The sequence below is a fragment of the Roseomonas sp. BN140053 genome (assembly GCF_047690175.1).
Classification (GTDB): domain Bacteria; phylum Pseudomonadota; class Alphaproteobacteria; order Acetobacterales; family Acetobacteraceae; genus Roseomonas.
The window spans coordinates 40597-64889 of record NZ_JBLLEB010000010.1 but is presented as its reverse complement, the minus strand read 5'-3'; the positions used below and the strand labels follow the sequence as shown (position 1 = coordinate 64889).

The window sequence follows — 24293 nt, the reverse complement described above, 5'->3', positions numbered from 1 at the left end:
CTCACGGGGAGCCTCCCTCGCGCAGGGAGCGGAGATAGGCCACGAGGCGCTGCAGCTCGTCCTCGCCGACCAGCCCGGCGAAGGAGGGCATCAGCGGCTCGAAGCCCGCCACCACGTCGCGGCGCGGCTGCAGGATGGAATCGCGGAGATAGGCCTCGTCGGCGCGCACCACGCGGCCGTCGGCCAGGTTCACGTCGCGGCCGTAGACGCCCGCCAGGCCCGGCGCCCGCACGACGGTGGAGCCGTTGTGGCAGCCGGCGCAGCCCAGGGAGACGAACAGCGCCGCCCCTTCGCGCCCGAGGTCGTCGCCCTCCGGCTGGGCGGCCAGCCAGCGGGCGTAGTCCTCCGGCTCCATCACCGTGACGGTGCCGCCCATGCGGGCGTGCAGCGTGCCGCAGTATTCGGCGCAGAAGAGCGGGTATTCGCCGACGGCGGTGGCGCGGAACTGCAGGCTGGTGATGCGGCCGGGCAGTACGTCCTGCTTGATGCGGAAGGCCGGCACGAAGAAGGAATGGATCACGTCCTGCGAGGTCATCAGCAGCCGCACCGTTTCGCCGCGGGGGACGTGCAGCGCGTCGATCTCGCGCGCGCCGTTGGGGTGCTGCGTTTTCCACATCCACTGCTTGGCGACCACGTGGATCTCGATCGCCTCGGGGTCGGGGCGGAGGGCGCCCAGCTCGGTGACGCTGGCCCAGGAGAAGATGAACAGCGCCAGCAGCAGGATGGCGAAGGTCCAGCCGACCTCGACCTCCTTCTTGAGCAGCTCGGGCAGCTCGCCGCGCGGGGCGGCGGAGCCGCGGCGGTAGCGGATGGCGAAGCCCAGCACCAGCGCCAGCACCAGCAGCAGGATGGCGCCGGACACCGCCAGCAGCAGCAGCACGACGCTGTCCACCTGCACCGCCGTGTCGGAGGCGGCCTCGGGCCAGAAGCGGATCACGCCCGCCGCTCCCGCCGCCGCGACAGCAGCAGCAGGAAGGCGCCCAGCGCCAGCAGCGTGACCAGGGTGCCCGCCGCCAGGGCGCGCTTGACCAGCCCGTTGAGGACGCCGTGCGCCGGGTCGAAGCCGTAGCACAGCAGCCGCAGCCGCTCGCCCAGGCTGCCCAGCGTGCCGGCGGAAGCTTCCACCAGCGCGAGGCGCAGCGCGTCGGGGTCCAGCTGCAGCCCGCCCAGCACGCGCGACACCCGCCCGTCCGCGGTCAGCACCAGGGCGCCGAGCGGATGGGCGTACTGGTCGTGCTCCGCGTCGTAGCGGGCGCGGTAGCCGATCGCCGCCTGCGCCGCCTCCAGGGTGGCGGCGTCGCCGGTCAGGAACACCGCCGCGGCGGCCAGCGGCGAGCGGCCGAGCTGCGCGCCGCGCATCGCCGCCGCCTCGGCCGGGCCGTCGCGCGGGTCCAGCCCCAGCACCAGCAGGTGGTAGTCCGCCCCCGGCCGCAGCCGGGTTTCCTCCAGCGAGGCGGCCGCCATGGCCAGCGCCGTGCCGCAGAGCGTGACGCAGGTGAAGTCGGCCAGCACCAGCACGGCGGGCCGCCCGGCCATGGCCTGGGCCGGCGTCGCGGCGCGGCCGGTCGCGTCCACCAGGGGCAGGGCCGGGGGCAGCGCCGCGCCGGGCGGCGGGGCCAGCTCCACCGCGGCCAGCTCGGCCGGCGTCAGCGCGGCGCGGGCGGCGGGGGCCGCGAAGAGGAGCAGCGCCGCCAGCAGGGGGAGCAGCGGCCGCCTCACCGTCCGCCCTCCGCCCGGCGCGCGGCCTCGGGGCGCACCGGCATCGGCACGGCGGGGTCGGGTGCTTCCAGCGGCGCCAGGGCGGCCTCGCCGCGCGCCGCCAGGATCGCCATGGCCCGCGCCACGGGGATGCGGATCAGGCCGCGCTCGCGGTCCACCCAGGCGTAGCCCTCCAGCTGCGCGCGCTGCGCCGCCTGCAGGTCGCGCAGGTCGCCGGCCGGGTCGCTCTGCACCCGCGGCTCGGGGAAGCGGGCCGGGCGCGGGATGTCGGTCCGCACCCCGGCCCAGTGGAAATAGCCGTAGACCCCGCCCAGCGTCACCGCGAGCAGCGCGGCCGTGCCGAAGCCGACACCCAGCACTGTCCCTGCGCGGATCTCGATCCGCTGCCGCCGCGCCCGCAGCCCCACGTCACCCGGCATGCGACGCCTCCCCCGGCGGTTCCGTCGCGCCGTTTCCGCCCAGCGCCCAGGCGGTGAGCGGCCCGTAGGCGAGGCCGACCCAGAGCCCGCCCACCGCCAGCACGCCCAGCCCCCCCGCCAGCACCGCGCCCCAGCCGAACACCGGCGCCACGATCCAGACCAGGTGCAGCAGCAGCCCCAGCAGCACCCAGGGCCCCAGCTTGGCCAGGGCCACCGGGCTGCGCCGGACGCGTCGGCGCAGCAGCAGGCCGATCGGCAGGAGGGAGGCCAGCACCACGGACCCCGCCTGCACCCCCGTCCAGCCCCAGCCGCCGCGCGCCAGGAACCAGGCCGCCTTTTCCGGCAGGTTGCCGTACCAGGCCACGAGGTACTGCGCGAAGCCGAGATACAGCACCGCCAGGGCGGCCGCGATCAGCAGCGCCGCCAGGTCGCCGGCGCGGCCCGGCTGGTTGTCGCCCTGCGGTTCCGGCCGCAGGATCGCGGCCCAGGCCAGCCCGGCCAGCAGCTGCATCCCCGCCACCGCCAGCCCGAAGGCGGTGGAGCGGAAATGCGGGTCCAGCGACAGCAGCCAGTCCAGCCCGAGCAGCGTGGTGGCGGCGATGTGGAACACCAGCCCGATCGCGCCGATCCCCGTGCGCCAGCCGCCGCCGCGCAGCCGCACCAGCAGCAGCGCCACCGCCGACCAGCCCAGGAGGAGCAGCAGCGCGCGCAGGGAAAAGCCCAGCGGGTTGAGCCAGAGCCGCGCCACGTCCCCGTGCATCGTGTCCGCCGCGCCGCCCCGCACCCAGGGATAGACCGCCGGCAGCGCCAGCAGCAGCGGCAGCACGAGCAGCAGGAACGCCGGCAGGCTGGTGGCGGCGGGCAGCAGCGCCGGGCGCAGCGCGTCGCCCCAGCGGCCGCCAGTCAGCGCGTGCACCTCCAGCAGCAGCAGCGTGCCCAGCGCCACCGTCAGCCAGAAGAACAGCCCGATCAGCCAGCCGGCGCCCGGGCTGCCGGGCGAGACCAGCGCCCAGCCGCCCAGCAGGGCCGTCGCGGCGGCGCCCAGCAGGGCAGCGCGCCCGGCCCGCTGCCGCAGCCAGGGCATCGGGCGGGCGTTCTCCGGCGCGGCGCTCACGGGGGCAGGTGCTCCGCGGCGTCCGGCGCTTCCGCCAGCACCGCGTGGCGCGACAGCTGCAGCGCGCGGACATAGGCGGCGATGGCCCAGCGATCCGCCGGCGCCACGCGCGCCGCGTAGGAATACATCACGCCGTAGCCGTCGGTGATGACGTCCACGACGTGGCGCGCCGGGGCCGAGCGCAGGCGCTGCGTGTGAAAGGAGGGCGGCGGCGGGAAGCCGCGCCGCACGATCATGCCGTCGCCGTCGCCGGCCGCGCCGTGGCAGGGCACGCAGTTCACGGCGAAGCGTTGCTGCCCGCGCGCCAGCAGCGCCGGCGTCACCGCGGGCGGCTCCTCCAGCGCGCGCGCCCGATCCAGCGCGCCGCGCGCCACCGTGCCGGCGGGGATCGGGCGGGCGGTGGTGCCGTCGGGCCAGACGGCCGTCGGCTCGTAGGTGTCCATGCGGCGCTGCTGCGTCATTTCCAGCCGGCAGCCCGCGAGGGCCAGCGGCAGCAGCAGCCAGGGCGCGCGCCGCGTCACGTCGCCACCGCCCGCACGGAGAGCGGGGCCAGCCCGTCCAGGATGGCCTCCAGCCGCGCCGGATCGGCCTCGGGGTCGGACACGGCCAGGAAGAAGCGGTCCTGGCTGGCGCGGTCGAAGCCGCGCCCGTCGAACACCGGGTGGTTCAACCGCGGCAGCCCGGCGGAAACGAACAGCCCGGCGATCCCCGCCAGCGTGGCGCCGAGCACCCCGGCCTCGAAGCTCAGCACCAGGAAGACCGGCCAGGAATGCAGCGGCCGGCTGCCGAGCACCAGCGGGTAGTCGATCACTGCGCTGTACCAGCACAGGGCGTAGACGAAGCCCGCCGCCGCCAGCCCCGCCAGCAGCATGATCCGGCGCAGCGGCGGCGTCGGCAGGTCCAGCGCCGCGGCCAGCCCTTCCACCGCGAAGGGGGTATGCGCGTCCAGCCCGCGCAGCCCGGCCTCGCGCGCCCGGCGCGCCGCGGCGATCAGCGTGTCGGGGTCGCGGAACTCGGCCAGCACCAGGGGCGGCGGCGGCGCGGTCACGAGCCGCGCTCCCGCTCGTGCAGCAGCTTGCCCAGGTCGTGCATGGCGATCACCGGCAGGAGGCGGGCGAAGCCCAGGAACAGCAGCAGGAAGAAGCCGATCGAGCCGGCCAGCAGGCTCCAGTCCCAGAAGGTCGGGTGGAACACTGACCAGGTGCTGGGCAGGTGGCCGTGCGACAGCGTGTTCCAGATGATCAGGATGCGTTCCAGCCACATGCCGAGGTTCAGCACCAGCGTGACGATCACCACGGTGGGGATGCTGCGCCGCGCCCGCGGCAGCCAGAGCAGCTGCGGCGCCACGAGGTTGCAGAACAGCAGCAGGACGTAGAGCGGCGCGTAGTCGCCGGTGAACAGGTAGCGGACGTGCTCGCGCTCCACGTGGTCGCCGGCATACCAGGCGTTGAACCATTCCGTGCCGTAGGACAGGCCGAGGGTGAGCGAGCCGGCCAGGATGATCTTGGCCATCACCTCGAAATGCCGGTGGGTGATGACCTCCTGCAGGCCCAGGCCGCTGCGCATCAGCGCCGCCACCACGATGCACATGCCGAAGCCGGAAAACAGCGCGCCGGCCACGAAGTAGGGCGGGAAGATGGTTTCCTGCCAGCCCGGCATCAGGCTGGCGGCGAAATCCATGCCCACCACGCTGTGCACGGACACCACCAGCGGCAGCGCCATCGCCGCCATGGTGCGGTACAGCACGTCGTGCAGGTGCCAGTGCCGCGCCGAGCCGCGCCAGCCCAGGGCGAGGACGCCGTAGACCACCTGCCCCGCGCGGGACGGCGCCCGGTCGCGCAGCGTGGCGAGGTCGGGCACCAGGCCGATGAACCAGAACAGCAGCGAGAAGATCAGGTAGGTCGAGATCGCCGCCGCGTCCCACACCAGCGCCGAGCGCCACTGCGGCCAAAGGTCCATCGTGTTGGGGTAGGGCAGGATCCAGTAGGCGCGGTAGGGCCGGCCGAGATGCAGGATGGGGAACAGCCCGGCGATGGCGCCGGCGAACAGCGTCATCACCTCGGCGAAGCGGTTGATGGCGGCGCGCCAGGGCTGCCGCGTCAGCAGCAGCGCGGCGGAGATGAAGGTGCCGGCATGGCCGATGCCCAGCCACCACACGAAATTGGCGATGGCGAAGCCCCAGACGATGCCCGTGTTGACGCCCCAGATGCCGACGCCCTCGATAAACAGCCAGGTGATGGAGACCAGCATCAGCAGCGTGCCCAGCACCCCGGTGCCGAGGGCGAACCAGTAGAACCGCCCCACCCGCCGCCGCAGCAGCGGGTCCGCCACCGTGCCCACCAGCGAGCCGTAGGTGGCCCCGTCCGGCAGCAGCCCGCGCGCCGGGTCGCTCACGCGTCCCCCTCGTCCAGCGCGGGGTTGGGGTTGCGGACCTCGGCCAGGTAGGTGGTGCGCGGCCGGGTGCCGAGATGGCCGAGCAGCGCGTAGTGCCCGGGCTCCTGCCGCCAGGCAGAGACGGCGGAACCGTCGCGCCGGAGGTCGCCGAAGGCGATGGCGCGCGACGGGCAGGCGGCGGCGCAGGCGGTGTTCACCTCGCCCTCGCGCAGCTCGCGGTGCTCGCGCTCCGCGGCGCGGCGGGCGGCGGAGATGCGCTGCGTGCAGTAGGTGCACTTCTCCATCACGCCGCGGGCGCGGACGGTGACTTCCGGGTTGCGCTGCGCCGCCAGCACGGGGGCGCCCTGGTTCGCGTATTCCTGCCCGTCGGCGTAGCCGCGGAAGTTGAAGTGGCGGACCTTGTAGGGACAGTTGGCCTGGCAGAAGCGGGTGCCGATGCAGCGGTTGTAGACCTGCACGTTCAGCCCTTCCGCGTCGTGCACGGAAGCGGCCACGGGACACACGGGCTCGCAGGGCGCGGTTTCGCAGTGCATGCAGGGCACGGGCTGGAAGCCGGGGCGCGGCGCCTCGGCCGGGCCGGGGTCGTAGGTGTCGATGCGCAGCCAGTGCATGTCGCGGCCGCGGGCGATCTCCTCCGGCCCGACGACGGGGACGTTGTTCTCGCTCTGGCAGGCCACCACGCAGGCGTTGCAGCCGATGCAGAGCGAGGTGTCGATCACCATGGCCCAGGCGGCGGTGTCGCTCTCCTTCGACGCGTAGAAGGCGGGCGGGCGCTCCGGCTCGGGGGGCGGGTCGGCGACGCGGCGGGCGAACTCCGCGGCGCGCAGGGTCCGGAACAGCTCGTGCTCCTCGCCCTCGATGCGGTGTTCCGGGCGGTCGCGCAGCAGTTCGCCGCGCCGGCCGGTCCTTTCCAGCACCAGCTCGGCGGCGATCCAGGGCGCTTCCGGCCGGCGCAGCGCGTAGGCGTCGGCGCCCAGCCCGTTGCCGATCGCCCCCGCCGCCCGCCGCCCGTAGCCCAGCGGCAGCACCACCACGCCCGGCGCCGTGCCGGGGCGCAGCATCAGCGTCGCCTCCAGGCTGCGGTCGTCGAGGCGGAGGCGCACGACTTCCCCGTCCTCCAGCCCGAGGCGGCGCGCCTCCTCCGGCGCGATCTGCGCGGCGTTGCCCCAGACCTGCCGGGTCAGCGGCCGCGGGCATTCCTGCAGCCAGGCGTTGTTGCCGAAGCGGCCGTCCCAGGCGGAAGCGTCCGGCCGCAGCAGCAGGGTCATCGCTTCCCCGGCGGGGCTGACAGCGGGGGCGGCCGATGAACCGGGCGCGGCCGGAACAGGGCCCGGCGGGGTGGGCGTCGGCGGGACGGGCGCCGGCAGGACGGGCGCCGGCGGCATGGAGGCGGGCGGAACGAGGGCGGGCGCGGCCACCAGCGGCGCGGCGCTGTCCGGCACCACGCCGTCGTGCAGCACCCGGCGCCACCAGCCCTCGAAACCCGCGGCGGGCCGCGTCGCCGCCCAGGTGTCGCGCACCGCGTCGCGGGCGGTCCATTCGTCGCTGCCCAGCAGCACGCCGATCAGCCAGGGCACGGAGCGCGTGTTGTGGAGCGGCCGGATCAGCGGCTGCGCCAGCGACACCGTGCCGTCCGTGGCGCGCAGGTCGGCCCAGTCCTCCAGCGGGTGGGATTCCGGCAGGTGCCAGCGGCACAGCGCCGCGGTCTCGTCCCCGTAGGGGCCGAGATGCACGGCGAAGGCGCCGGACGCCCGCAGCGCGCCCGCGAAATCCAGCGCCGCCGGCGCGTCGTGCCCGGGGTTGCCGCCCAGCACCACCAGCGTGTCCACCCGCCCGGCGCGCAGGTCGTCGACCAGGGCGTCGAGGGCTTCGGGCGGTTCCGCCGGGCCCACCGGCTCGCGGTATTCCACCGGGGCGCCGAGCCGGGCGTTGATGCGGTGCGCAAGGGCATGCACCTCCGGCGGCTGCCATTCGCCGGCCAGCACCAGCGCCTCGCCGGGATGCGCCAGCAGGTCGGCGAGGACGGCCTCCAGGAAGCGCTGCGCCGCGGGCGGCAGGGCCGGCCCGGAAGCTTCCGGTTCCGGCTGCCCCGGCCCGGGCGGCCCGGGCGGCGTGTCGGCGGCGGGCGGCGCGGCGGGCCCGGCTTCCAGCCGCGCCGCCAGCGCGGCGGCGAAGCGCCGCACCAGCTCGGGCGAGGCGGCCAGGCGGTGATCCGCCTTGGCGCCCGTGACGGTCATGGCCGGCTCGACCGCGTAGAGGCGGGAATAGCGCGCGATGCCGTTTCGCCGCGCCTGACGCCGCGCCGCGAAGCCCCGCGCGTGCCGGATCTGGTCCGGCCCCGGCCCCAGCGGGTCGGCATCCAGGCACAGCGCGACCGCGGCGCGGTCCAGCCGCGGCAGGGCCGCGAAGGGGCGACCGAAGGCCAGGGCGGCGCCGGCGCGGGCGTTCTCCTCGCCGATGGGTTCGTGCGCGTGCCAGCGCAGGGCCGGGAAGCGCGCGCGCAGTTGGGCGATCAGCCGCAGGGTGGTGGGCGAGGTGACGTGGCCGGTGAGGAGCCGCAGCCCGTCCCCGCGCGTCGCGTCCAGCCGGCGCAGGTGCGGCCGCAGCGCGGTGCGGAAGCCCTCCCAGGAGCTGATCCGCCCGCCTTCCCGCACGGCGCGGGAACGGTCGGGGTCGTAGAGCGACAGCACCGCCGCTTCGGCGAAGACGTCGGTGGCGCCCCCGCTGGCGGGATGGGCGGCGTTGCCCTCCACCTTGACCGGGCGGCCCTCGAAGCTGGTGACCAGGACGCCGCGGCCGTAGCCGTTCAGCGGCAGGGTGGTGGCGAAGCGCAGCGGGATGCCGGGCACCACCTGCTCGGGCTGCTCGACATAGGGGACGATCTCCTCGTCCGGCCGGTCGCAGGCGGACAGGGTGGCGGCGGCGGCCAGCAGCGCCAGCGCCGCCTGCCGGCGCGACAGGGGCGGCGCGTCCGTCACCGGTGGCACCGCGAGCAGTCCGTCAGGTGTTCCGTGCGGATCCCGTAATGCGCGACCAGCGCCGCGCCCTGCGCCGCCTGGTCGGCCGGCGGCGTCCATTCCATGTTGAAGATCTCCGACGCGGGACGCAGGTTGGGCGCCGGGTCGCGGTGGCAGTCCAGGCACCAGCCCATGGTCAGCGGTGCCACCTGCCGCACCTGCGGCATGCGGTTGATCGCGCCGTGGCAGGTGGAACAGCCCACGCCGTTGTTCACGTGCACGCTGTGGTCGAAGAACACGTAGTCCGGCAGGACGTGCACCTTCTGCCAGCGCAGCGGCACGCCTTCGGCCAGGGAGCGCCGCACCGGCGCCAGCAGCTCCGCATTGGTCCAGATCTGCGAATGGCAGGTCATGCAGGTGTCGGTGGGCGGGATGCCGGCGTAGCGGCCCTGTTCCACCGCGGTGTGGCAGTAGCGGCAGTCGATCCCCAGGCCCCCGGCATGGTGCTCGTGGCTGAACTGCACGGGCTGCTCGATCGTGATGTCCTGCCGGGTGACGTGCGGGGTGAAGGGCAGGGCCACCAGCAGCCCGAGCCCGCCCAGCCCGAGCGCCGCCGCGCCCAGCAGCACGGCCCGCGCCAGGGTGTTCGCGTAAGGGGGAAAGACCTGCGCCAAGCAGACCCGGTCAGGCGGCGTTCAGGACGCGGGAAGCAGGGCGACGTGGAAGCAAGGACGGGGCTCGCGGGGGGGATCGCACGGATCGCAGCCTTGGTCCGGTGCCGCGCTTCCGTCCAGCAGGGCCCGGGCACAAACCTCGCGCGCGGCGCTCAAGAATGAGCGATTACAGCGGGTTCATCTTCGCGGTGGCGAGCCGCCCGCGGCCGCCGTACCGCGGCAGGCTTGCGCCCGGACGGGGATCGTGGACAACCCGGAACGCATCGGTGCCGCGGCACCCAACCTTGCGTGATCGAGGAGTGAGTTCCGGCATGGCCGAGGAGACGCTGGGCGCCCGCACCATCCCCGAGGGCGGCAGCGCCGTGTCGGACACTGCCCGGCGGCCGGGCTGGCGGGTGTCGCGGCGGATGGCGGCGGCGCACTCGATCGACGACCTGCGCCGGATGGCCCGCCGCCGGGTGGCGCGCATCGCCTTCGACTACTTCGACGGCGGGGTGGAGAGCGAGAAGGGCATGGCGCGCAACCGCTCCGCCTTCGACGACGTCACCCTGTTCCCGCGCTACATGGTGGACGTGTCCGTGCGGGACTCCTCCGTGGAGCTGTTCGGCAAGCGCTACGCCGCGCCCTACGGCATATCCCCCACCGGCCTGGGCAACCTTGCCTGGCCCGGCACCGACCTGGCCATCGCCCGCACCGCCCGCGCCCGCAACCTGCCCTTCGTGCTCAGCACCCCCGCCTCCACCGACATCGAGACGGTGGCCGCCGCCGCCCCCGGCCAGGTCTGGTTCCAGCTCTACGTCCCGCGCGAGCGGCGGGTGCGCGAGGACCTGCTGCGCCGCGCCGACGCCGCGGGCATCCGCGTGCTGGTGGTCACGGTGGACGTCCCCATCCCGGCCAAGCGGGAGCGCGACCTGCGCAACGGCTTCGTGCTGCCGCTGCGGCTCAACGCCCGCAACCTGCTGGACTTGGCGACCCACCCGGAATGGTCGCTGGCCACGCTGCGCGCGGGCGCGCCGCGGCTGCGCAACCTGCTGCCCTATGTGCCGCAACGCTCCGGCGCGCAGACCCTGGCCGCCTTCATGGCCGAGCAGATCGCCCCCAGCAACGACTGGAGCCTGCTGGACGACCTGCGCCGGCTGTGGCCCCACACCCTGGTGGTGAAGGGGCTGCTGACCGCCGCCGACGCCCGCATCGCGGTGGAGCGCGGTGCCGACGGGGTGGCGGTGTCCAACCACGGCGGCCGCCAGCTGGATGCCGGCCCCGCGCCCCTGCACGCCCTGCCCGCGGTGGTGGAGGCGGTGGCCGGCAAGGTACCCGTGCTGTTCGACAGCGGCGTCCGCCGCGGCGGCGACATCCTCAAGGCGCTGGCCCTTGGCGCCAGCTTCGTGTTCGCCGGCCGGCCCACCCTCTACGGCGCCGGGGCCGGCGGCGAGGCGGGCGTGGACCGCGCGGTGGGCATCCTGCTGGACGAGTTCGACCGCGCCCTGGGCCAGCTCGGCTGCCCCCGCGCCGCGGAGATCAACCGCGGCGGGGTGGCCTGGTCCGCGAACTTTCCGGCCACGGCCGGGCGGCCCACCCAGGTGGGGTGAGCGGGCCTGGGCCGGGGAGGGGCCTGCCCTTCCGGCCCAGGCCTGTCCGCTCGCCCCGTCAGCCCCGGTCGGGCCGGGGCGGCGGCTCGGCCGACAGTTCCGCGCGGATCTCGGCCGTGTGCTCGCCGGGCTGCGGCAGGCCGCGGCGCACGCCCAGGCGGTCCTCGCCGAACTGGATCGGCAGCGCCGGCACGCGGGTCGGGCGGCCATCGGGCAGAAGCAGCGGCAGCATGCCGCCTTCCGCGTTCAGGTGCGGGTCGTCCAGCAGGTCGCCGGGGGCGTTGATGCGCGCGAAGGGTAGGCCGGCGCGCTCGCACAGCTCCTCCAGCTCGGCCACCGGGCGCTGGCCGAGGATGGACTGCACCAGCGGGATCAGCGTGGGGCGGGCCCTGGCGCGCTCGGTGTTGGTGGCGTAGGCGGAGTCCAGCAGCGCCGGCGCGCCCAGGGCGGCGGTGAAGATCTGCCATTGCCGCTCGGTCACCACGCCGATGAAGATCTGCGCCCCGTCGGCGGCGTTGAACACGTCGTAGACGCCCCAGGCGCGGCCGCCGGCCGGCATGGGCGGCGGTGCCACGCCGGTGATGGCCTGCTGCAGCATGTGGGTGGACACCAGGAAGGCGGCGTTCTCGAACAGGCCGGACTGCACGTGCTGGCCGCGCCCGGTGCCCTCGCCCCCGGTGCCGTCACGCTGGCGCAGCGCGGCGAGCACGGCGATGGCGCCGAACATGCCGCCCATCATGTCGTTCACTGGGGCGCCGGCGCGCAGCGGGCGGCCGGGCGGGCCGGTCATGACGGCCAGGCCGCTCATCATCTGCACCACCTCGTCCAGCGCGGTGCGGTGCTCGTAGGGGCCGCGGAGGAAGCCCTTCAGCGAGCAGTAGACCAGCCGCGGGTTGCGCTGCGACAGGGCGTCGTAGCCCAGGCCGCGCGCGTCCAGGGCGCCGGGGCGGAAGTTCTCCACCACCACGTCGGCGGTGTCGATCAGCCGCAGCAGCACCTCCCGCTCCGCCGCGTCGGCGGTGTCGAGCTGCACGCTCTTCTTGTTGCGGTTGAAGGCGGCGAAGAAGCCGGTGCCGGAACTGGTCAGCGCCCGGGTGCGGTCGCCCGGACCCGGCGGCTCGACCTTGATGACCTCGGCGCCGAGATCGGCCAGCACGAGGCCGCAGGTCGGCCCCATTACCATGTGCGAGAACTCGACGACGCGGATGCCGGCGAGCGGCAGCGGTTCGGACATGCTGGTCTCCCGGCGCGGGCGAAATCCGGCGGTGCGGCGCCGGCCCCGGAACGGCTCGCGGTGATCCGGGGCCGCGCGTGCCGCGCCCCGGACATCCCTGCAACGGCCGGGGAGCCCGAGCCGCGCGACCCCGGCCCCCGGCGCTTCCCTGCGGCGATCAGCCGGCCTTGTTGGCCGCGGCGATGCCGCTCTCGATCAGGCCGATCGCCTGGTCCAGCGTGCCCCAGCCCGTGACCTTGACCCACTTGCCGGGCTCCAGGTCCTTGTAGCGGGTGAAGAAGTGCTCGATCTGCTGGCGGGTGATGGCGGGCAGGTCGTCCACCGTCTTCACGCTGGTGAAGATCGTGTGGATCTTGTCGTGCGGCACGGCCACCAGCTTCTCGTCCTGGCCGGCCTCGTCCTCCATCAGCAGCACGCCGATCGGGCGGCAGCGGATCACGCAGCCCGGCACCACGGGGGCGGGGGTCAGCACCAGCACGTCCGTCGGGTCGCCGTCATCGGCCAATGTGCCGGGGATGAAGCCGTAGCAGGCCGGATAGGCCATGGGCGTGAACAGGAAGCGATCCACCACGATGGCGCCGCTGTCCTTGTCCAGCTCGTACTTGACCTGGCTTCCCTGCGGGATCTCGACAACCACGTTGATGTCGTGCGGCGGCGCCTTGCCGGTGGGGATCAGGGTCGGATTCATGGTGGTCCTGTTCGGAAAGCCGTGCGTTGAGCCGGGCCGGAGGTAACAGCAAAGCGGCCGGCCCGGCAACGCGGCGGGGTGGCCCGCGGGGGCGCCGGCCGGCGGCCGGGAGCAAGGGCCGCCACCCCGGCGGCCGAGGCGCAGCGGCCCGACCCGGACGGCTAACCCGGCCCTGCCGGGCGGGACGAGGCCGGGCGCCTTGCACCGGGAAGGGACGGGCGGCAGCATCCGCCCCGACGTCCTCGACCGGAAGAAAGAGCCATGCTGCCCCGCCGCGCGCTGCCCGCCCTGCTGTTCGCTTCCCTGCTGCTGTCCGCGCTGGTTCCCGCCGCGGCGCAACCGGCGGCGCCGGAGCTGATCGTGGAAAAGCGGGTCTTCGAGGGCGGCGAGTACCGCACCCGCAGCGGCGCCACGGTGGCCAACATGCGTATCGGCTACCAGACGGCGGGGACGCTGAACGCCGCCGGCAACAACGCCGTGCTGATCACGCATTTCTTCTCCGCCAACGGCCACGCCTTCGGCCGCTACGAGCCCGGCGGGACGCCCGGCTGGTGGGACGCGCTGGTGGGGCCGGGCCGGGCGATCGACACCGACCGCTTCTTCGTGGTGGCCAGCGACACGCCCATCAACCTCAACATCCGCGACCCGCGCACCACCAGCACCGGCCCCGCCAGCATGGACCCCGCCACCGGCCGGCCCTATGCGATGAACTTCCCCGTGCTGTCCATGCGCGACTTCGTGGAGGTGCAGAAGCGCCTGCTGGACAGCCTGGGCGTGAGGCGGCTGGCGCTGGTGGCCGGGCCCTCCATGGGCGCGTTGCAGGCCATTGAATGGGCCGCCGCCTATCCGGAGATGGTGGAGCGCGTCATGCCCGTGGTCGGCACCGGCGAGTTCGACGCCTATCTCCAGGGCTGGATGGAGGTCTGGGAAGCGCCGATCCGCCTGGACCCCAACTGGCGCAACGGCGACTACTACGCCCAGGGGCGCGAGCCGCCGACCCGCGGCTTGGCCGAGGCGCTGAAGATCGTCACCTTGCAGGCGCGCGACCGCGGCGACCTGGCGCGCTTCAACCGCGCGCCGCTGGAAGGCCAGGACCCCGCCCGCCGCATTGGCGACGGCTTCGCGGTGGAGCGCTTCCTCAACGAGGCGGCGCTGGCCCGGGCGCGCGTGTCGGACGCCAACTCCTTCATCTACCTGACCCGCGCCAACCAGCTCTTCCTCAACGAGTATCCCGACACGGCGGCGGCGCTGGCGCGCAGCCAGGCGCGCTGGCTGGTGATGCCCAGCCTGGGCGACCGGGTGTTTCCGGTGGAGTACGGCCGCCAGCTGGCCGACACGCTGCGCGCCGCTGGGCGGCCGGTGCAGCTGGTGGAACTGCGCGGCGGCTCTGGCCACCTGGAGGGCGTCAGCAACGTGGCCCAGGCGGAAGCGGCGATCCGCGCATTCCTGGCGCCCTGAGACGCCGGGGCCCTGGTGGCGGAAACAGCAAGGCCGGGGGAGTGAACTCCCCCGGTCCCCCTCCTTTTTTCAGGAGTTCACGCGTGCCGGTGGCTGCCGGTGGGCGTGGGTCCGGCGGTAGGTCGTGATTGTGCCGGACGGGCGCGGCTGGGTGGGGATCGGAGCTGGCCGGTGAACGCTTCGCGTACCGCTTTGCGCCCCTTTCCATCCTTCGTCCGGGCTTCCGGATGTCGAAGGCTAAACATTTGTCGACCTGATCGTGGGGCAATCGTCGGGCGCAACAAGCAGCGCCTCGCAGCAGATGCGCGCCAGCGCACGCCAATGGTCGTCAAAGTGTCGAAAAATACTTAGCCAACGGCTCGAAGAGCTTGGCCGTGAGGAGTGGCGCCACGACCTTTATCGCATCCAACAAATATGCGGGCGGGGCGAGGGTCAAGGAATATTTCTTCAGGTATGCTTCTTTGTCGGTCTGTTTGTTGATTTTGAGTTGCTCTGTTAGGGCCTTCTTCTGGATCCTGGAAGCTGAAACGAAATACAGGATGAACAAGGCGGCCGAGTAGGCCGCTCCATGCAATGTCACGATCGCATCTATCAGGCTGCGATAGGTCTTGGCTTGCTCCTCTGCCGGTATCAACGCGACCGGTATGGCCAGCCAAGTCGAGAGAAACATGATTCCAACAACCAGCAACAGGGCGCCGAGCGTCACTAGGTTTCTGAGAGACGCCATGGTGGAACCATAATGCGGGCCCCACTCAGTATCGGCCTCGGCATCACACTCCCTATAGGGCTGGGAAACGCAAGCAACGGCTATGGCGATGGCTCCCGCAGCGGTCAGGAAGTTGGCAACATGCAGGCTAGGCTTGAACCACGCTCCGTGCCCGAAGGCAGACACCGTATTCGTGAATATCCTGCCGGCGATCCTCCAGTATGGAAAAGTTTCTTGTACGAAGGACGCGGTGAAAAGCACTGTGGCAACGGCGAAGGTTCCATACATCCAGTTCTGGAATTTCGCCGAAAAGTTCAATTTCAGCGAAGACCGGGCGGCCACAATGCTTGCGACGGCAACGGCGGCGAGGATCGTCCAGAAGGAGCCATACAGAGCTAGCCCGTTCAGGATGTTGGCGCAGGGTTTGGCCATCTTGGTGTCACGGCAGCCTGCGGCTGGGACAGTTTCCAGGGTGATGTTGATCGGCGCCATAGCATGAACGAGGCAGAAAAGAACCAGACCGGCTATGCTCACGAGAATGGTGATGAGAACGAGGGGCAACACTGCATCTATCCAATTTTGCCAGGCATGATCTACGGGTTTCCGAGGAGGGCCGGGGATTGGATCCGTTTTTTTAGTAGGATCTGCCGGGCTCCTCGCCCCAGCCGGCGTCAACGCCCCATCATGCGATCCGTTCGGAACCGGCGGGATGGCGGGCACAGCGGGCGGATCTGACACTCTTTTCCTTCTTTCATCAGAACAGGCGGAAGCATGTCACCCTACTCCGAAAGGGTGCAACAAACTCATTCGCTCTGGCTGAACCCGACCGTTCCGATTGCTGCCGAGAGAGCGCGGTTCGGGCCGACAGCAACGGCATGGCTCTGACCCCTTCCGGCTTCGCCCGGGCCGCCTGCTAGCCCACGACTTCTCCGTAAAGCCTACGAAGCAGCGGGGGACCGGGGGTATGCGCCCTCCAGCGCGCTTCCTGCGACGCCCTGCTCCGCCCCATTGAGGCCGGTAGCACCGTCGCGCTACACCGGCTCTTGGCGGGGCCGGTAGCTCAACGGTTAGAGCGGGCCGCTCATAACGGCTTGGTTGCGGGTTCGATTCCTGCCCGGCCCATGCCACCCTGCCCGGGCAGGCTGCGGGGCTGCCCGGGCGGCCCGGGGCTTGCACGGCCTGTTCGCGATGCGCGGGCGGGCCGCGCCGAACCTGATGCCGGGAGTTCTCGACACCATGCGCCTGCCCATCCTCGCCGCCGCGCTCTGCCTGTTCGGGCCTGCCGCCATTCTGGCCCAGCCCGCCGCGCCCGCGGGCGGCAGCATGACGCTGCTGACCTATTCCGGCATCTTCCGCGACAACTACACCCCCGTGGTGGTGGCGCCCTTCACCCAGCGCACCGGCACGGCGGTGAACTACGTGGACACCGGCCTGGGCGGCTCCGCCGCCATGCTGGGCAGCCTGCGGGCGCAGAAGGCCGACCCGCAGGTGGACGTGGTGATCATGGACGCCACGACGGCTGCCGCCGCCTGCGCCGAAGGGCTGGTGGAGCGGGTGAACCCCGCCGAGATCGCCCCCTGGGCCGAGCTGGACGACCAGGCCCGCGCTGCCGGCAACGGCTGCGGCCCGGCGGTGACCTACGACCACCTCGCGCTGGTCTACGACAGCCGGGCGGTGACGCCGGCGCCGACCCGCTGGGCGGACCTGGCGCGGCCGGACCTCAAGGGCCGCGTGGCGCTCAGCACCCTGCCCAACATCCAGGCGCTGGCGCTGACCGCGATCCTGGCGCACAGCAATGGCGGCGACTGGAAGAACATCGGTGCCGCCCTGCCGCTGCTGACCCGCATCGCCCCCAACGTGCAGACCTTCGAGCCCAGCCCGGACGGCTACAGCATGGTGCTGAGCGAGCAGGTGCGCGCCGCCACCGGCTGGAACGCCCGCGCCCAGCTGTACCGCGACCAATCGGGCGGCCGCCTCGGCGTGGCGCTGCCGGAGGAAGGCACGGCCTTCCAGATCAACACGATCAACATCGTCACCGGCGCCAAGAACCGCGCCCAGGCCCTGGCCTACGTGAACCACGCCCTGTCGGCCGAAGCCCAGGCCGCCTTCACCGACCGCATGTTCTACGGCCCCGTGAATACCCGGGCGCAAGGCAGCGCCGCTGCCATCGGCCGCACCGCCCTGGCGCCGGAATACCGCTCGCGCGTGCTGCCGATCGACTGGGTGGAGGCGGTGCGGCTGCGCGACGGCTGGAACCAGCGCTGGCGGCGCGAGGTGATCCCGGCCGCCGGGCGCTGATGCCGGCACACCTGACGCTGGAGCGGCTGGAGCGCCGCTTCGGCAGCGGCGCGCCCGCGGTGGACGGCGTGTCGCTGGAACTGCCGCAGGGCGCGCTGCTGGCGCTGCTGGGGCCTTCGGGCTGCGGCAAGACCACCACGCTGCGGATCATCGCCGGGCTAGAACGCCCCGATGCCGGCCGCGTGCTGGTGGCCGGGCGCGACGTGTCCGCCCTGCCGCCGCACCGGCGCAACATGGGGGTGGTGTTCCAGTCCTACGCGCTGTTCCCGCACATGACGGCGCTGGGCAACGCCGCCTTCGGGCTGGAAATGCGCGGCGTCGGACGCGCCGAGCGGCAGGCGCGGGCGCGCGAGGCGCTGGAGATGGTGGGGCTGGGCGGCTACGCCGAGCGCAAGCCGCGCGCCCTGTCCGGCGGGCAGCAGCAGCGCGTGGCGCTGGCCCGGGCGCTGGCCATCCGCCCCGACCTGCTGCTGCTGGACGAGCCGCTCTCCGCCCTGGACGCCAAGCTGCGCGAGGGCGTGCGCGACGAAATCCGCGCCCTGCAGCAGAAGCTCGGCACCACCGCGGTGTTCGTCACCCACGACCAGACCGAGGCGCTGGCCATGGCCGACCTGGTGGCGGTGATGAACCGCGGCCGCATCGAGCAGATCGCGGCGCCGGAGGAGGTGTTCGAGCGCCCCGCCACGCCCTTCGTTGCCACCTTCGTGGGCCGTGCCACGCGCTTCGCCGGAACGGTGGAGCCGGGCGGCGTGTTCCGCGTGGGAGGCCTCGCCCTGCCGGTGCCGCCAGACACGCCGGCGGGCGCGGCGGAGGCCTTTCTGCGCCCGCACCGTGTGCAGGTCCTGCCGGTTCCGGGCGGGGTAGGGGACGGGACGGGACCGGCTGCGGCCGGGGCCTCGCCAGGGCTGGCTTCCGCGCGACGAGATCCCGCGGGACAGGCCGTTCCAGGACAGGCTTCCGCGTGGCCGGACGCGTCCGGAGGAGCCCCGTCGCGCCAGCACGTCCGGGGACAGGTCCTGCCGGGCGGCATGGCGCAGGGCTGGGGGCCGCAGGGGCTCTGGCAGTCCCTGGGTCCGGCCAGCCCGGAAGCGGGGATGCAGGCGCTGGAGGGCCGCGTCCTGCGCCGCACCTACACCGGGGAGGTGGTCTCGATCGAGACCGAAACCCCCGCCGGCCCCGTGCTGGCCGAACTGCCCGCCCATGCCATCGCCGCCGCCCTGCGCCCCGGCGACGCCGCGCGGCTGCTGTTCCGCCCCGCCGACCTGCGGGTGTTCCCGGCATGACCGGCTGGCTGCTGGCCGCCCCGGCCCTGGCGGTGATGGCGCTGGCCTTCCTGTACCCGATGGCGCTGCTGTTCCGCGTCAGCCTGAACCGCACCGCCGAGACCGGCGCGATGGAGGCGGCGCTGACCTTGGACACCTACGCGCGGGTAGCCGGCGACGGCTTCACCTGGCAGCTGGCGCGCGACACCGCCCTGCTGGCCGCCAGCAGCAGCGCCCTGGCCGTGGCGCTGGCCCTGCCGGTGACGCTGCTGATCCGCACTGCGGCCCCCCGCTGGCGGCCGATGCTGGCGCTGCTGGCGATCTCGCCGCTGCTGGTGTCCGGCACGGCGCGGGTGGTGGGCTGGCGCGCCATCCTGGGCGACCTCGGGATGATCAACGTGGCGCTGCAAGCCCTCGGCCTGACGGAAGCCCCCGTGCCGCTGATCAACAACTGGACCGGCGTGCGCATCGGCCTGATCGAGAGCCTGATGCCCTACGCCGTGCTGGTGCTGATCGCCGGCCTCGGCCGCCTCGACCCCCGGCTGGACGAGGCCGCTGCCACGCTGGGCGCGACCCGTGCCCGCACCTTCCTGCGCGTCACCCTGCCGCTGGCCGCCCCCGCCCTGGGCGCCGCCTTCCTGCTCTGCCTCGTGCTCGGCGTGTCCTCCTTCGTGACGCCCCGCCTGATGGGCGGCGGCCGCGTCTTCACGATCGCCACCGAGATCTACGACCAGGCCCTGCAAACCGTGGACTGGCCCGCCGCCGCCGCCCTGGCCATGCTGCTCCTCGCCGCCCTGCTGGCCACCCTGGCCCTGCGCCGCATCGCCGGATGGGGCCGGGCGGCATGAGGGTGGTCGCGTTGCGCGTGGAGGTGTTGCGCCCGTGGCCCGCAGGGAGGGCTCTGCCCCCCTGCACCCCCCGCCAGGAAACTGAGTTTCCTGGACCTTCCGTTCGTAAAAGTACGGCGCTGGCGGACAGGGGTGCACCTGCGACGCGGCTACGCCGTCGCAGGTGCACCCCTGTCCGCCAGCGCCAACTCACGGCGGGGTCCGGGGACCTACGAGGTCCCCGGCGGGGGTGCAGGGGGCAGAGCCCCTTGCGGGCCGGGCAGCGCAACAACCCGACGCCGACGGAGCCACGCCCATGAAGCCCGGCCTGATTCTGCGAGCCTGCGCGCTGGCCGGTTACGGGATGCTGCTGGCGCCGGCGGTGGTGGTGTTCGTGGTGTCGTTCAGCGCGGGGCAGTACCTGACCTTTCCGCCGCCGGGCCTGTCCTTGCGCTGGTACGAGGCGCTGCTGGGCAACGGGCAGCTGATGCTGGCCCTGCAGCACAGCCTGGTGCTGGCGGCGCTGGTGGCGGCGCTGGCGCTGGCCGTGGGAGGGCCGGCGGCCTACGCCATCGCGCGGCTGCGCTTTCCCGGGCGGGGCGTGGTGGCCACGGTACTGGCGGCGCCGCTGCTGCTGCCGACGCTGGTGCTGGGCGTGGCGCTGCTGCTGGCCTTCCAGCCGCTGCGGCTGGTGGCGACCTGGCCCGGGCTGGTGCTGGCGCATTCCCTGGTGGCCATCCCCTTCGCGGTGCGGATCATGGTGACCGCCTTCTCGGCGGTGCCGGAGGAGCTGGAGCAGGCCGCCTGGACGCTGGGCGCCACGCGCTGGCGGGCGGCGCTGCGGGTGACCCTGCCGATCGCCGCCCCTGGGGCGATCGCGGCCGCGGCGCTGGCCTTCCTGGTCTCCTTCGACGAGACGGTGATCAGCCTGTTCGTGGTCGGGCCGCGGCTGAACACCCTGCCGGTGGAAATGTTTCGCTACGCCGAGAGCCGCTCCGACCCGATGGTGGCAGCGCTGGCGGTGTCGTTGATCGCCGTGGCCCTGGCCGTGGTGCTGCTGGTGGAGCGGCTGGTCGGGTTCCAGCGTGCCCTCGGGAGAGAGTGAGAAAGATGCCCAAATACGTCGTCGGACCCATGGCGCCACAGATCAGCGCCGAGGTCATCGCGCTGCTGCAGCAGACCGAGACGGCCACCGTCGGCCATTGGCGCCACTGGGGCTTCGTGGACCGCCGCGTGCAGCCGGTGCTGAAGCGCCGCCGTGTCGCCGGCACCGCGGTGACGGTGCAGATCACCGGGCCGGATTCCACCCTGCTGCACCACGCGCTGGGGCTGCTGCGTCCCGGCGACGTGCTGGTAGTGGACCGGCTGGGCGACGACCGCCACGCCTGCTGGGGCGGCGGCGTCACGGTGGCGGCCAAGGCGGCCGGCGCGGTGGCGGGGGTGGTAGACGGGCCCTGCACGGATGAGGAGGAGGTCGAGGCCTCCGACTTCCCGCTGTGGTGCCGCGGCATGGCGCCGATCACCACCCGCGGCTACGACCTGGGCGGGCGGATCAACGTCCCCGTGGCGATCGGCGGCGTGGTGGTAACGCCGGGCGACGCGGTGCTGTGCGACGATTCCGGCGTGCTGGTGCTGCCGCCGGAGGAGGCCGAGGCCGAGGCGCGCGAGGCCATCGCCCGGCAGGAGCGCGGGTTGCGCACCCAGGCCCGGGTGGCGGCCGGCGAGAAGCTGGGCGACATCAGCGGCGCCACGGCCAAGGTGCTGGCCGGGCTGGGCTGAGCCGGCCACCCGGCCGGCACGGGCTGCTCGGGCCGACGGGGCTGGGCTGCGCCGGCCGATCCCGGCCGCGGCCCGGTGGGCCGGCGCGGATGGGCGTGCGCCCGCACGCTTCCGTCGTCTAGGCCGAGCGGAATCTGTCGTGGGCTTCACGAAACCCTGAGGGCAACTCCTCGGTTGCCTTTCCGAGACCGGCCGATCCGTGCCGGACCTGGAGGGCTGAACCTGTCATGCTGATCCGCCATTCTCTGTTCGGCCTCGCCGCCGCGGCGCTGCTGTCCGCTTCCGCCCCTGCCTGGGCCCAGGCCGACGGCACCCCCGGCAACCCGCCCGGCACGGCGGTGGGCCGCGCCGTGGACCGCGCCGCCGGCACCAACACTTCCGGCGCCTACCCGTCGCAGTCCGACGGCACCCGCGCCAACCCGCCCGGCACCGCCGCGGGTCGCGCCGCCGACCGCGCGACCAGCAGCACCCGCCGCGCCACGACGACCCACCGCAACACTACGGCGACCCAGCGGCGCACCACGACGGGCACCGCCGGCACCCGCAACCCGCCGGGCACCGCGGCGGAACGGGCGGTGGACCGGGCGGCCGGCACCAACACTTCCGGCGCCTACCCGTCGCAGTCCGACGGCACCGCCGCCAACCCGCCCGGCACGGCGGTGGGCCGGGCCGTGGACCGCGCCACCAACGGGCGCTGAGCCAGGGCCGGCGGGGGTGCGCGTCGCGCGTTCCCGCCCCTTCTCCCCGGCGGGGCGGCTTCTCATATTCCGGGCGTGTCCCGACGCCATCAACGGCGCGCGGCCCGCGACGAGCGGCGGGCCGACCCCCTACCGCCCCCCGCCGACGAGATCTGCGTGCTGTGCCGCCGCCCCATTCCGGCGGAAGCGCGTTCCAGCCGCCACCACCTGACGCCCCGCCTCAAGGGCGGCACGCATCTGGGCACGGTGCGGCTGCACCAGCTCTGCCACAGCGCCATCCACGCTCGCTTCACGGAAGCCGAGCTGGCCCGGCACCTGGCCGAGCCGGAGGCGCTGCGCGCGGCGCCGGAACTCGCGGGCTTCCTGCACTGGGTCGGCAGCAAGCCGCCCGGCTTTCACGCGCCGACCCGCGCCGCCAAGTCCCGCACGGGCAAGTGGCGCTGACCGGCGCAAATGTTTCAGCCTCGGATCAGGAAGGCCGGGGGAGTGAACTCCCCCGGTCCCCCTCCTTCTTTCGGGAGTTTTCGGGTGTGCCCGGCTCCACAGGCGCACCCGAAAACTCCCGAAAATAGAGGGGGGTCCGGGGGAATACCTTCCCCCGGCTTTCTTACCCCGCAGCACCGGAATGAACGCCCGGCCGCATCAGCGCACCGGGCCGGAAACCGCGCCATGCTCGACGCCCCATCCCCCGGCCGGTAGAACCGGCCTCGACGCTCCCCCCGTTTTGCCGAAGAGACCGCCCCATGCCCGCTTACCAGTATGCCTACGTGATGAAGGACCTCACCAAGTCCTACCAGGGTGGCCGCGAGGTCTTCAAAGGCATCACCCTGAGCTTCCTGCCGGACGTGAAGATCGGCGTGCTCGGCCCCAACGGCGCCGGCAAGTCCACGCTGATGCGCATCATGGCGGGCCAGGACAAGGAATACGGCGGCGAGGCCTGGGCCGCGGAGGGCGTGCGCGTCGGCTACCTCAGCCAGGAACCGCATCTCGACCCGACCAAGACGGTGGGCGAGAACGTCATGGAAGCCTTCGCCGCGGTGCAGGCCGATCTCGCCCGCTTCAACGAGATCTCCAACGCCTTCGCCGAGCCGATGGACGACGACCAGATGAACACCCTGCTCGCCGAACAGGCGGAGCTGCAGGAGCGCATCGACGCCGCCAATGGCTGGGAGATCGACCGCACCGTCGAGATCGCCCTCGACGCCCTGCGCTGCCCGCCCTTCGACAGCCCGGTCACCAAGCTCTCGGGCGGCGAGCGCCGGCGCGTGGCGCTGTGCAAGCTGCTGCTCGAGAAGCCCGAGATGCTGCTGCTCGACGAGCCCACCAACCACCTCGACGCCGAGAGCGTGTCCTGGCTGGAAAAGACGCTGCGCGACTATGAGGGCGCGGTGCTGATCGTCACCCACGACCGCTACTTCCTGGACAACGTCACCAACTGGATCCTGGAGATCGACCGCGGCCGGGGCATCCCCTACCAGGGCAACTACTCCGCCTACCTCGACCAGAAGCGCAAGCGCCTGAAGCAGGAGGAAAAGGAGGAGAGCACCCGGCAGCGCCAGCTGGCCGAGGAGCAGGAATGGATCGGCCGCTCGCCGGCCGCGCGCCAGGCCAAGAGCAAGGCCCGCATCCAGGCCTATGAGGAGCTGCTGCTCAAGTCGCAGGACCGCGCCCCGGACCCGACCGAGATCCAGATCCCGCCGGCTCCGCGCCTGGGCAACACGGTCATCGTGGCCGAGCAGGTCCGCAAGGGCTACGGCAACCGCCTGCTGATCGACGACTTGTCCTTCAAGCTGCCGCCCGGCGGCATCGTCGGCGTGATCGGCCCCAACGGCGCCGGCAAGACCACGCTGTTCCGCATGATCACCGGCTCCGAGCAGCCCGACAGCGGCACGCTGCGCGTCGGCGACAGCGTCGAACTGGGCTACGTCGACCAGAGCCGCGACAGCCTGGATGACAAGAAGACCGTCTGGCAGGAAATCTCCGACGGCATGGACCTGATCACCATGGGCAAGCGCGCGGTGCCCTCGCGCGCCTATTGCGCCGCCTTCAACTTCAAGGGCGGCGACCAGCAGAAGCCGGTGGGCGTGCTGTCGGGTGGTGAGCGGAACCGCGTCCACCTCGCCAAGATGCTCAAGACGCCGCACAACGTGCTGCTGCTGGACGAGCCCACCAACGACCTGGACGTGGACACGCTGCGCGCCCTGGAAGAAGCCCTGGCCGACTTCGCGGGCTGCGCCGTGATCATCTCGCACGACCGCTGGTTCCTGGACCGGCTGGCCACGCACATCCTGGCCTTCGAGGGCGACAGCCACGTCGAGTGGTTCGAGGGCAACTACCAGGCCTACGAGGCCGACAAGAAGCGACGCATGGGAGCGGCGGCGGACGAGCCGCACCGGCTCAAGTACCGGCCGCTGACCCGGTGATCCCGGGGGAGGGGAAGGTCGGGGGAAGGAATTCCCCCGAGCCCCCATCTTCTT

22 protein-coding genes and 1 tRNA gene are annotated in these 24293 nt (G+C 73.0%); 11 read left to right on the top strand and 12 right to left on the bottom strand.

Annotated features, from left to right (window positions below):
• Position 1 precedes the first annotated feature (1 nt).
• From coxB to ACLIBK_RS11900, 9 genes are read right to left on the bottom strand one after another with little or no spacing between them, the layout of a single operon-like run.
• Positions 2–937: a cytochrome c oxidase subunit II gene (coxB, locus tag ACLIBK_RS11940; protein WP_415387480.1), complete on the bottom strand. Its 936-nt coding sequence runs from the start codon at positions 935–937 to the stop codon at positions 2–4.
• Complete coding sequence (locus ACLIBK_RS11935; RefSeq protein WP_415387479.1) at positions 934–1719, bottom strand: hypothetical protein; 786 nt, start codon at positions 1717–1719, stop codon at positions 934–936. The genes coxB and ACLIBK_RS11935 overlap by 4 nt, the downstream gene beginning before the upstream one ends.
• The gene (locus tag ACLIBK_RS11930; RefSeq protein ID WP_415387478.1) at positions 1716–2138 is read right to left on the bottom strand and encodes a hypothetical protein; all 423 of its coding nucleotides are present in this window, start codon (positions 2136–2138) and stop codon (positions 1716–1718) included. The genes ACLIBK_RS11935 and ACLIBK_RS11930 overlap by 4 nt, the downstream gene beginning before the upstream one ends.
• Complete coding sequence (locus tag ACLIBK_RS11925) at positions 2128–3252, bottom strand: hypothetical protein (RefSeq protein ID WP_415387477.1); 1125 nt, start codon at positions 3250–3252, stop codon at positions 2128–2130. The genes ACLIBK_RS11930 and ACLIBK_RS11925 overlap by 11 nt, the downstream gene beginning before the upstream one ends.
• The gene (locus tag ACLIBK_RS11920) at positions 3249–3773 is read right to left on the bottom strand and encodes a c-type cytochrome (protein ID WP_415387476.1); all 525 of its coding nucleotides are present in this window, start codon (positions 3771–3773) and stop codon (positions 3249–3251) included. The genes ACLIBK_RS11925 and ACLIBK_RS11920 overlap by 4 nt, the downstream gene beginning before the upstream one ends.
• Complete coding sequence (locus ACLIBK_RS11915; RefSeq protein WP_415387475.1) at positions 3770–4300, bottom strand: DUF3341 domain-containing protein; 531 nt, start codon at positions 4298–4300, stop codon at positions 3770–3772. Before ACLIBK_RS11915 ends, ACLIBK_RS11920 begins: the two co-directional genes overlap by 4 nt.
• Positions 4297–5646 (bottom strand): NrfD/PsrC family molybdoenzyme membrane anchor subunit, encoded by a 1350-nt coding sequence (nrfD, locus tag ACLIBK_RS11910; protein WP_415387474.1) that lies wholly within the window; start codon positions 5644–5646, stop codon positions 4297–4299. The genes ACLIBK_RS11915 and nrfD overlap by 4 nt, the downstream gene beginning before the upstream one ends.
• Positions 5643–8633, bottom strand: a complete 2991-nt coding sequence (locus ACLIBK_RS11905; RefSeq protein ID WP_415387473.1) for a 4Fe-4S dicluster domain-containing protein — start codon at positions 8631–8633, stop codon at positions 5643–5645. The genes nrfD and ACLIBK_RS11905 overlap by 4 nt, the downstream gene beginning before the upstream one ends.
• Positions 8621–9277, bottom strand: a complete 657-nt coding sequence (locus ACLIBK_RS11900) for a cytochrome c3 family protein (RefSeq protein WP_415387472.1) — start codon at positions 9275–9277, stop codon at positions 8621–8623. Before ACLIBK_RS11900 ends, ACLIBK_RS11905 begins: the two co-directional genes overlap by 13 nt.
• Positions 9278–9588: 311 nt before the next feature.
• Between ACLIBK_RS11900 and ACLIBK_RS11895 the strand changes: the two genes are divergently transcribed.
• Positions 9589–10866, top strand: a complete 1278-nt coding sequence (locus tag ACLIBK_RS11895; RefSeq protein ID WP_415387471.1) for an alpha-hydroxy acid oxidase — start codon at positions 9589–9591, stop codon at positions 10864–10866.
• Between the two features lie 58 nt (positions 10867–10924).
• On the opposite strand, the gene ACLIBK_RS11890 is transcribed toward ACLIBK_RS11895, so the two are convergent.
• Positions 10925–12100 carry a CaiB/BaiF CoA transferase family protein gene (locus ACLIBK_RS11890; RefSeq protein ID WP_415387470.1) on the bottom strand — a complete coding sequence of 392 codons (1176 nt, stop codon included), beginning with the start codon at positions 12098–12100 and terminating at the stop codon, positions 10925–10927.
• A gap of 157 nt (positions 12101–12257) precedes the next feature.
• Positions 12258–12788, bottom strand: coding sequence for an inorganic diphosphatase (ppa, locus tag ACLIBK_RS11885; protein WP_415387469.1), 531 nt, complete (start codon positions 12786–12788; stop codon positions 12258–12260).
• A gap of 261 nt (positions 12789–13049) precedes the next feature.
• On the opposite strand from ppa, the gene ACLIBK_RS11880 reads away from it, so the two are divergent.
• Positions 13050–14246: an E22 family MetX-like putative esterase gene (locus tag ACLIBK_RS11880; protein ID WP_415387468.1), complete on the top strand. Its 1197-nt coding sequence runs from the start codon at positions 13050–13052 to the stop codon at positions 14244–14246.
• Positions 14247–14574: 328 nt separating this feature from the next.
• Here the strand turns inward: ACLIBK_RS11880 and ACLIBK_RS11875 are convergent, their stop codons facing one another.
• A complete protein-coding gene (locus ACLIBK_RS11875; RefSeq protein WP_415387467.1) occupies positions 14575–15513 on the bottom strand; it encodes a hypothetical protein in 939 nt (312 codons plus the stop codon).
• A gap of 488 nt (positions 15514–16001) precedes the next feature.
• Here ACLIBK_RS11875 and ACLIBK_RS11870 point away from each other — a divergent pair.
• The 9 genes from ACLIBK_RS11870 (at position 16002) to ettA (ending at position 24239) form a co-directional block, all read left to right on the top strand.
• Positions 16002–16074 (top strand) — tRNA-Ile (locus ACLIBK_RS11870).
• 48 nt (positions 16075–16122) lie between these two features.
• Entirely contained in the window at positions 16123–17250 is a 1128-nt protein-coding gene (locus tag ACLIBK_RS11865) for an extracellular solute-binding protein (protein ID WP_415387466.1), read from the top strand.
• The gene (locus tag ACLIBK_RS11860) at positions 17250–18533 is read left to right on the top strand and encodes an ATP-binding cassette domain-containing protein (RefSeq protein WP_415387465.1); all 1284 of its coding nucleotides are present in this window, start codon (positions 17250–17252) and stop codon (positions 18531–18533) included. The genes ACLIBK_RS11865 and ACLIBK_RS11860 overlap by 1 nt, the downstream gene beginning before the upstream one ends.
• Entirely contained in the window at positions 18530–19360 is an 831-nt protein-coding gene (locus tag ACLIBK_RS11855) for an ABC transporter permease (protein ID WP_415387464.1), read from the top strand. Before ACLIBK_RS11860 ends, ACLIBK_RS11855 begins: the two co-directional genes overlap by 4 nt.
• 295 nt (positions 19361–19655) lie before the next feature.
• Entirely contained in the window at positions 19656–20444 is a 789-nt protein-coding gene (locus tag ACLIBK_RS11850; RefSeq protein WP_415387463.1) for an ABC transporter permease, read from the top strand.
• Between the two features lie 5 nt (positions 20445–20449).
• Positions 20450–21118, top strand: coding sequence for an RraA family protein (locus tag ACLIBK_RS11845; protein WP_415387462.1), 669 nt, complete (start codon positions 20450–20452; stop codon positions 21116–21118).
• A gap of 227 nt (positions 21119–21345) precedes the next feature.
• The gene (locus tag ACLIBK_RS11840) at positions 21346–21816 is read left to right on the top strand and encodes a hypothetical protein (RefSeq protein WP_415387461.1); all 471 of its coding nucleotides are present in this window, start codon (positions 21346–21348) and stop codon (positions 21814–21816) included.
• Positions 21817–21891: 75 nt separating this feature from the next.
• Complete coding sequence (locus tag ACLIBK_RS11835; protein WP_415387460.1) at positions 21892–22260, top strand: restriction endonuclease; 369 nt, start codon at positions 21892–21894, stop codon at positions 22258–22260.
• A gap of 299 nt (positions 22261–22559) precedes the next feature.
• A complete protein-coding gene (gene ettA, locus ACLIBK_RS11830) occupies positions 22560–24239 on the top strand; it encodes an energy-dependent translational throttle protein EttA (protein ID WP_415387459.1) in 1680 nt (559 codons plus the stop codon).
• Positions 24240–24293 lie beyond the last annotated feature (54 nt).

Excerpts from the sequence above, each read along its gene's own strand:
- ACLIBK_RS11880 (WP_415387468.1), top strand. The coding sequence starts at position 13,050 with ATGCTGCCCCGCCGCGCGCTGCCCGCCCTGCTGTTCGCTTCCCTGCTG.
- ACLIBK_RS11890 (WP_415387470.1), bottom strand. The coding sequence starts at position 12,100 with ATGTCCGAACCGCTGCCGCTCGCCGGCATCCGCGTCGTCGAGTTCTCG.
- ACLIBK_RS11930 (WP_415387478.1), bottom strand. The coding sequence starts at position 2,138 with ATGCCGGGTGACGTGGGGCTGCGGGCGCGGCGGCAGCGGATCGAGATC.
- ACLIBK_RS11845 (WP_415387462.1), top strand. The coding sequence starts at position 20,450 with ATGCCCAAATACGTCGTCGGACCCATGGCGCCACAGATCAGCGCCGAG.
- ppa (WP_415387469.1), bottom strand. The coding sequence starts at position 12,788 with ATGAATCCGACCCTGATCCCCACCGGCAAGGCGCCGCCGCACGACATC.
- ACLIBK_RS11860 (WP_415387465.1), top strand. The coding sequence starts at position 17,250 with ATGCCGGCACACCTGACGCTGGAGCGGCTGGAGCGCCGCTTCGGCAGC.
- ettA (WP_415387459.1), top strand. The coding sequence starts at position 22,560 with ATGCCCGCTTACCAGTATGCCTACGTGATGAAGGACCTCACCAAGTCC.
- ACLIBK_RS11855 (WP_415387464.1), top strand. The coding sequence starts at position 18,530 with ATGACCGGCTGGCTGCTGGCCGCCCCGGCCCTGGCGGTGATGGCGCTG.
- ACLIBK_RS11895 (WP_415387471.1), top strand. The coding sequence starts at position 9,589 with ATGGCCGAGGAGACGCTGGGCGCCCGCACCATCCCCGAGGGCGGCAGC.
- ACLIBK_RS11850 (WP_415387463.1), top strand. The coding sequence starts at position 19,656 with ATGAAGCCCGGCCTGATTCTGCGAGCCTGCGCGCTGGCCGGTTACGGG.
- ACLIBK_RS11840 (WP_415387461.1), top strand. The coding sequence starts at position 21,346 with ATGCTGATCCGCCATTCTCTGTTCGGCCTCGCCGCCGCGGCGCTGCTG.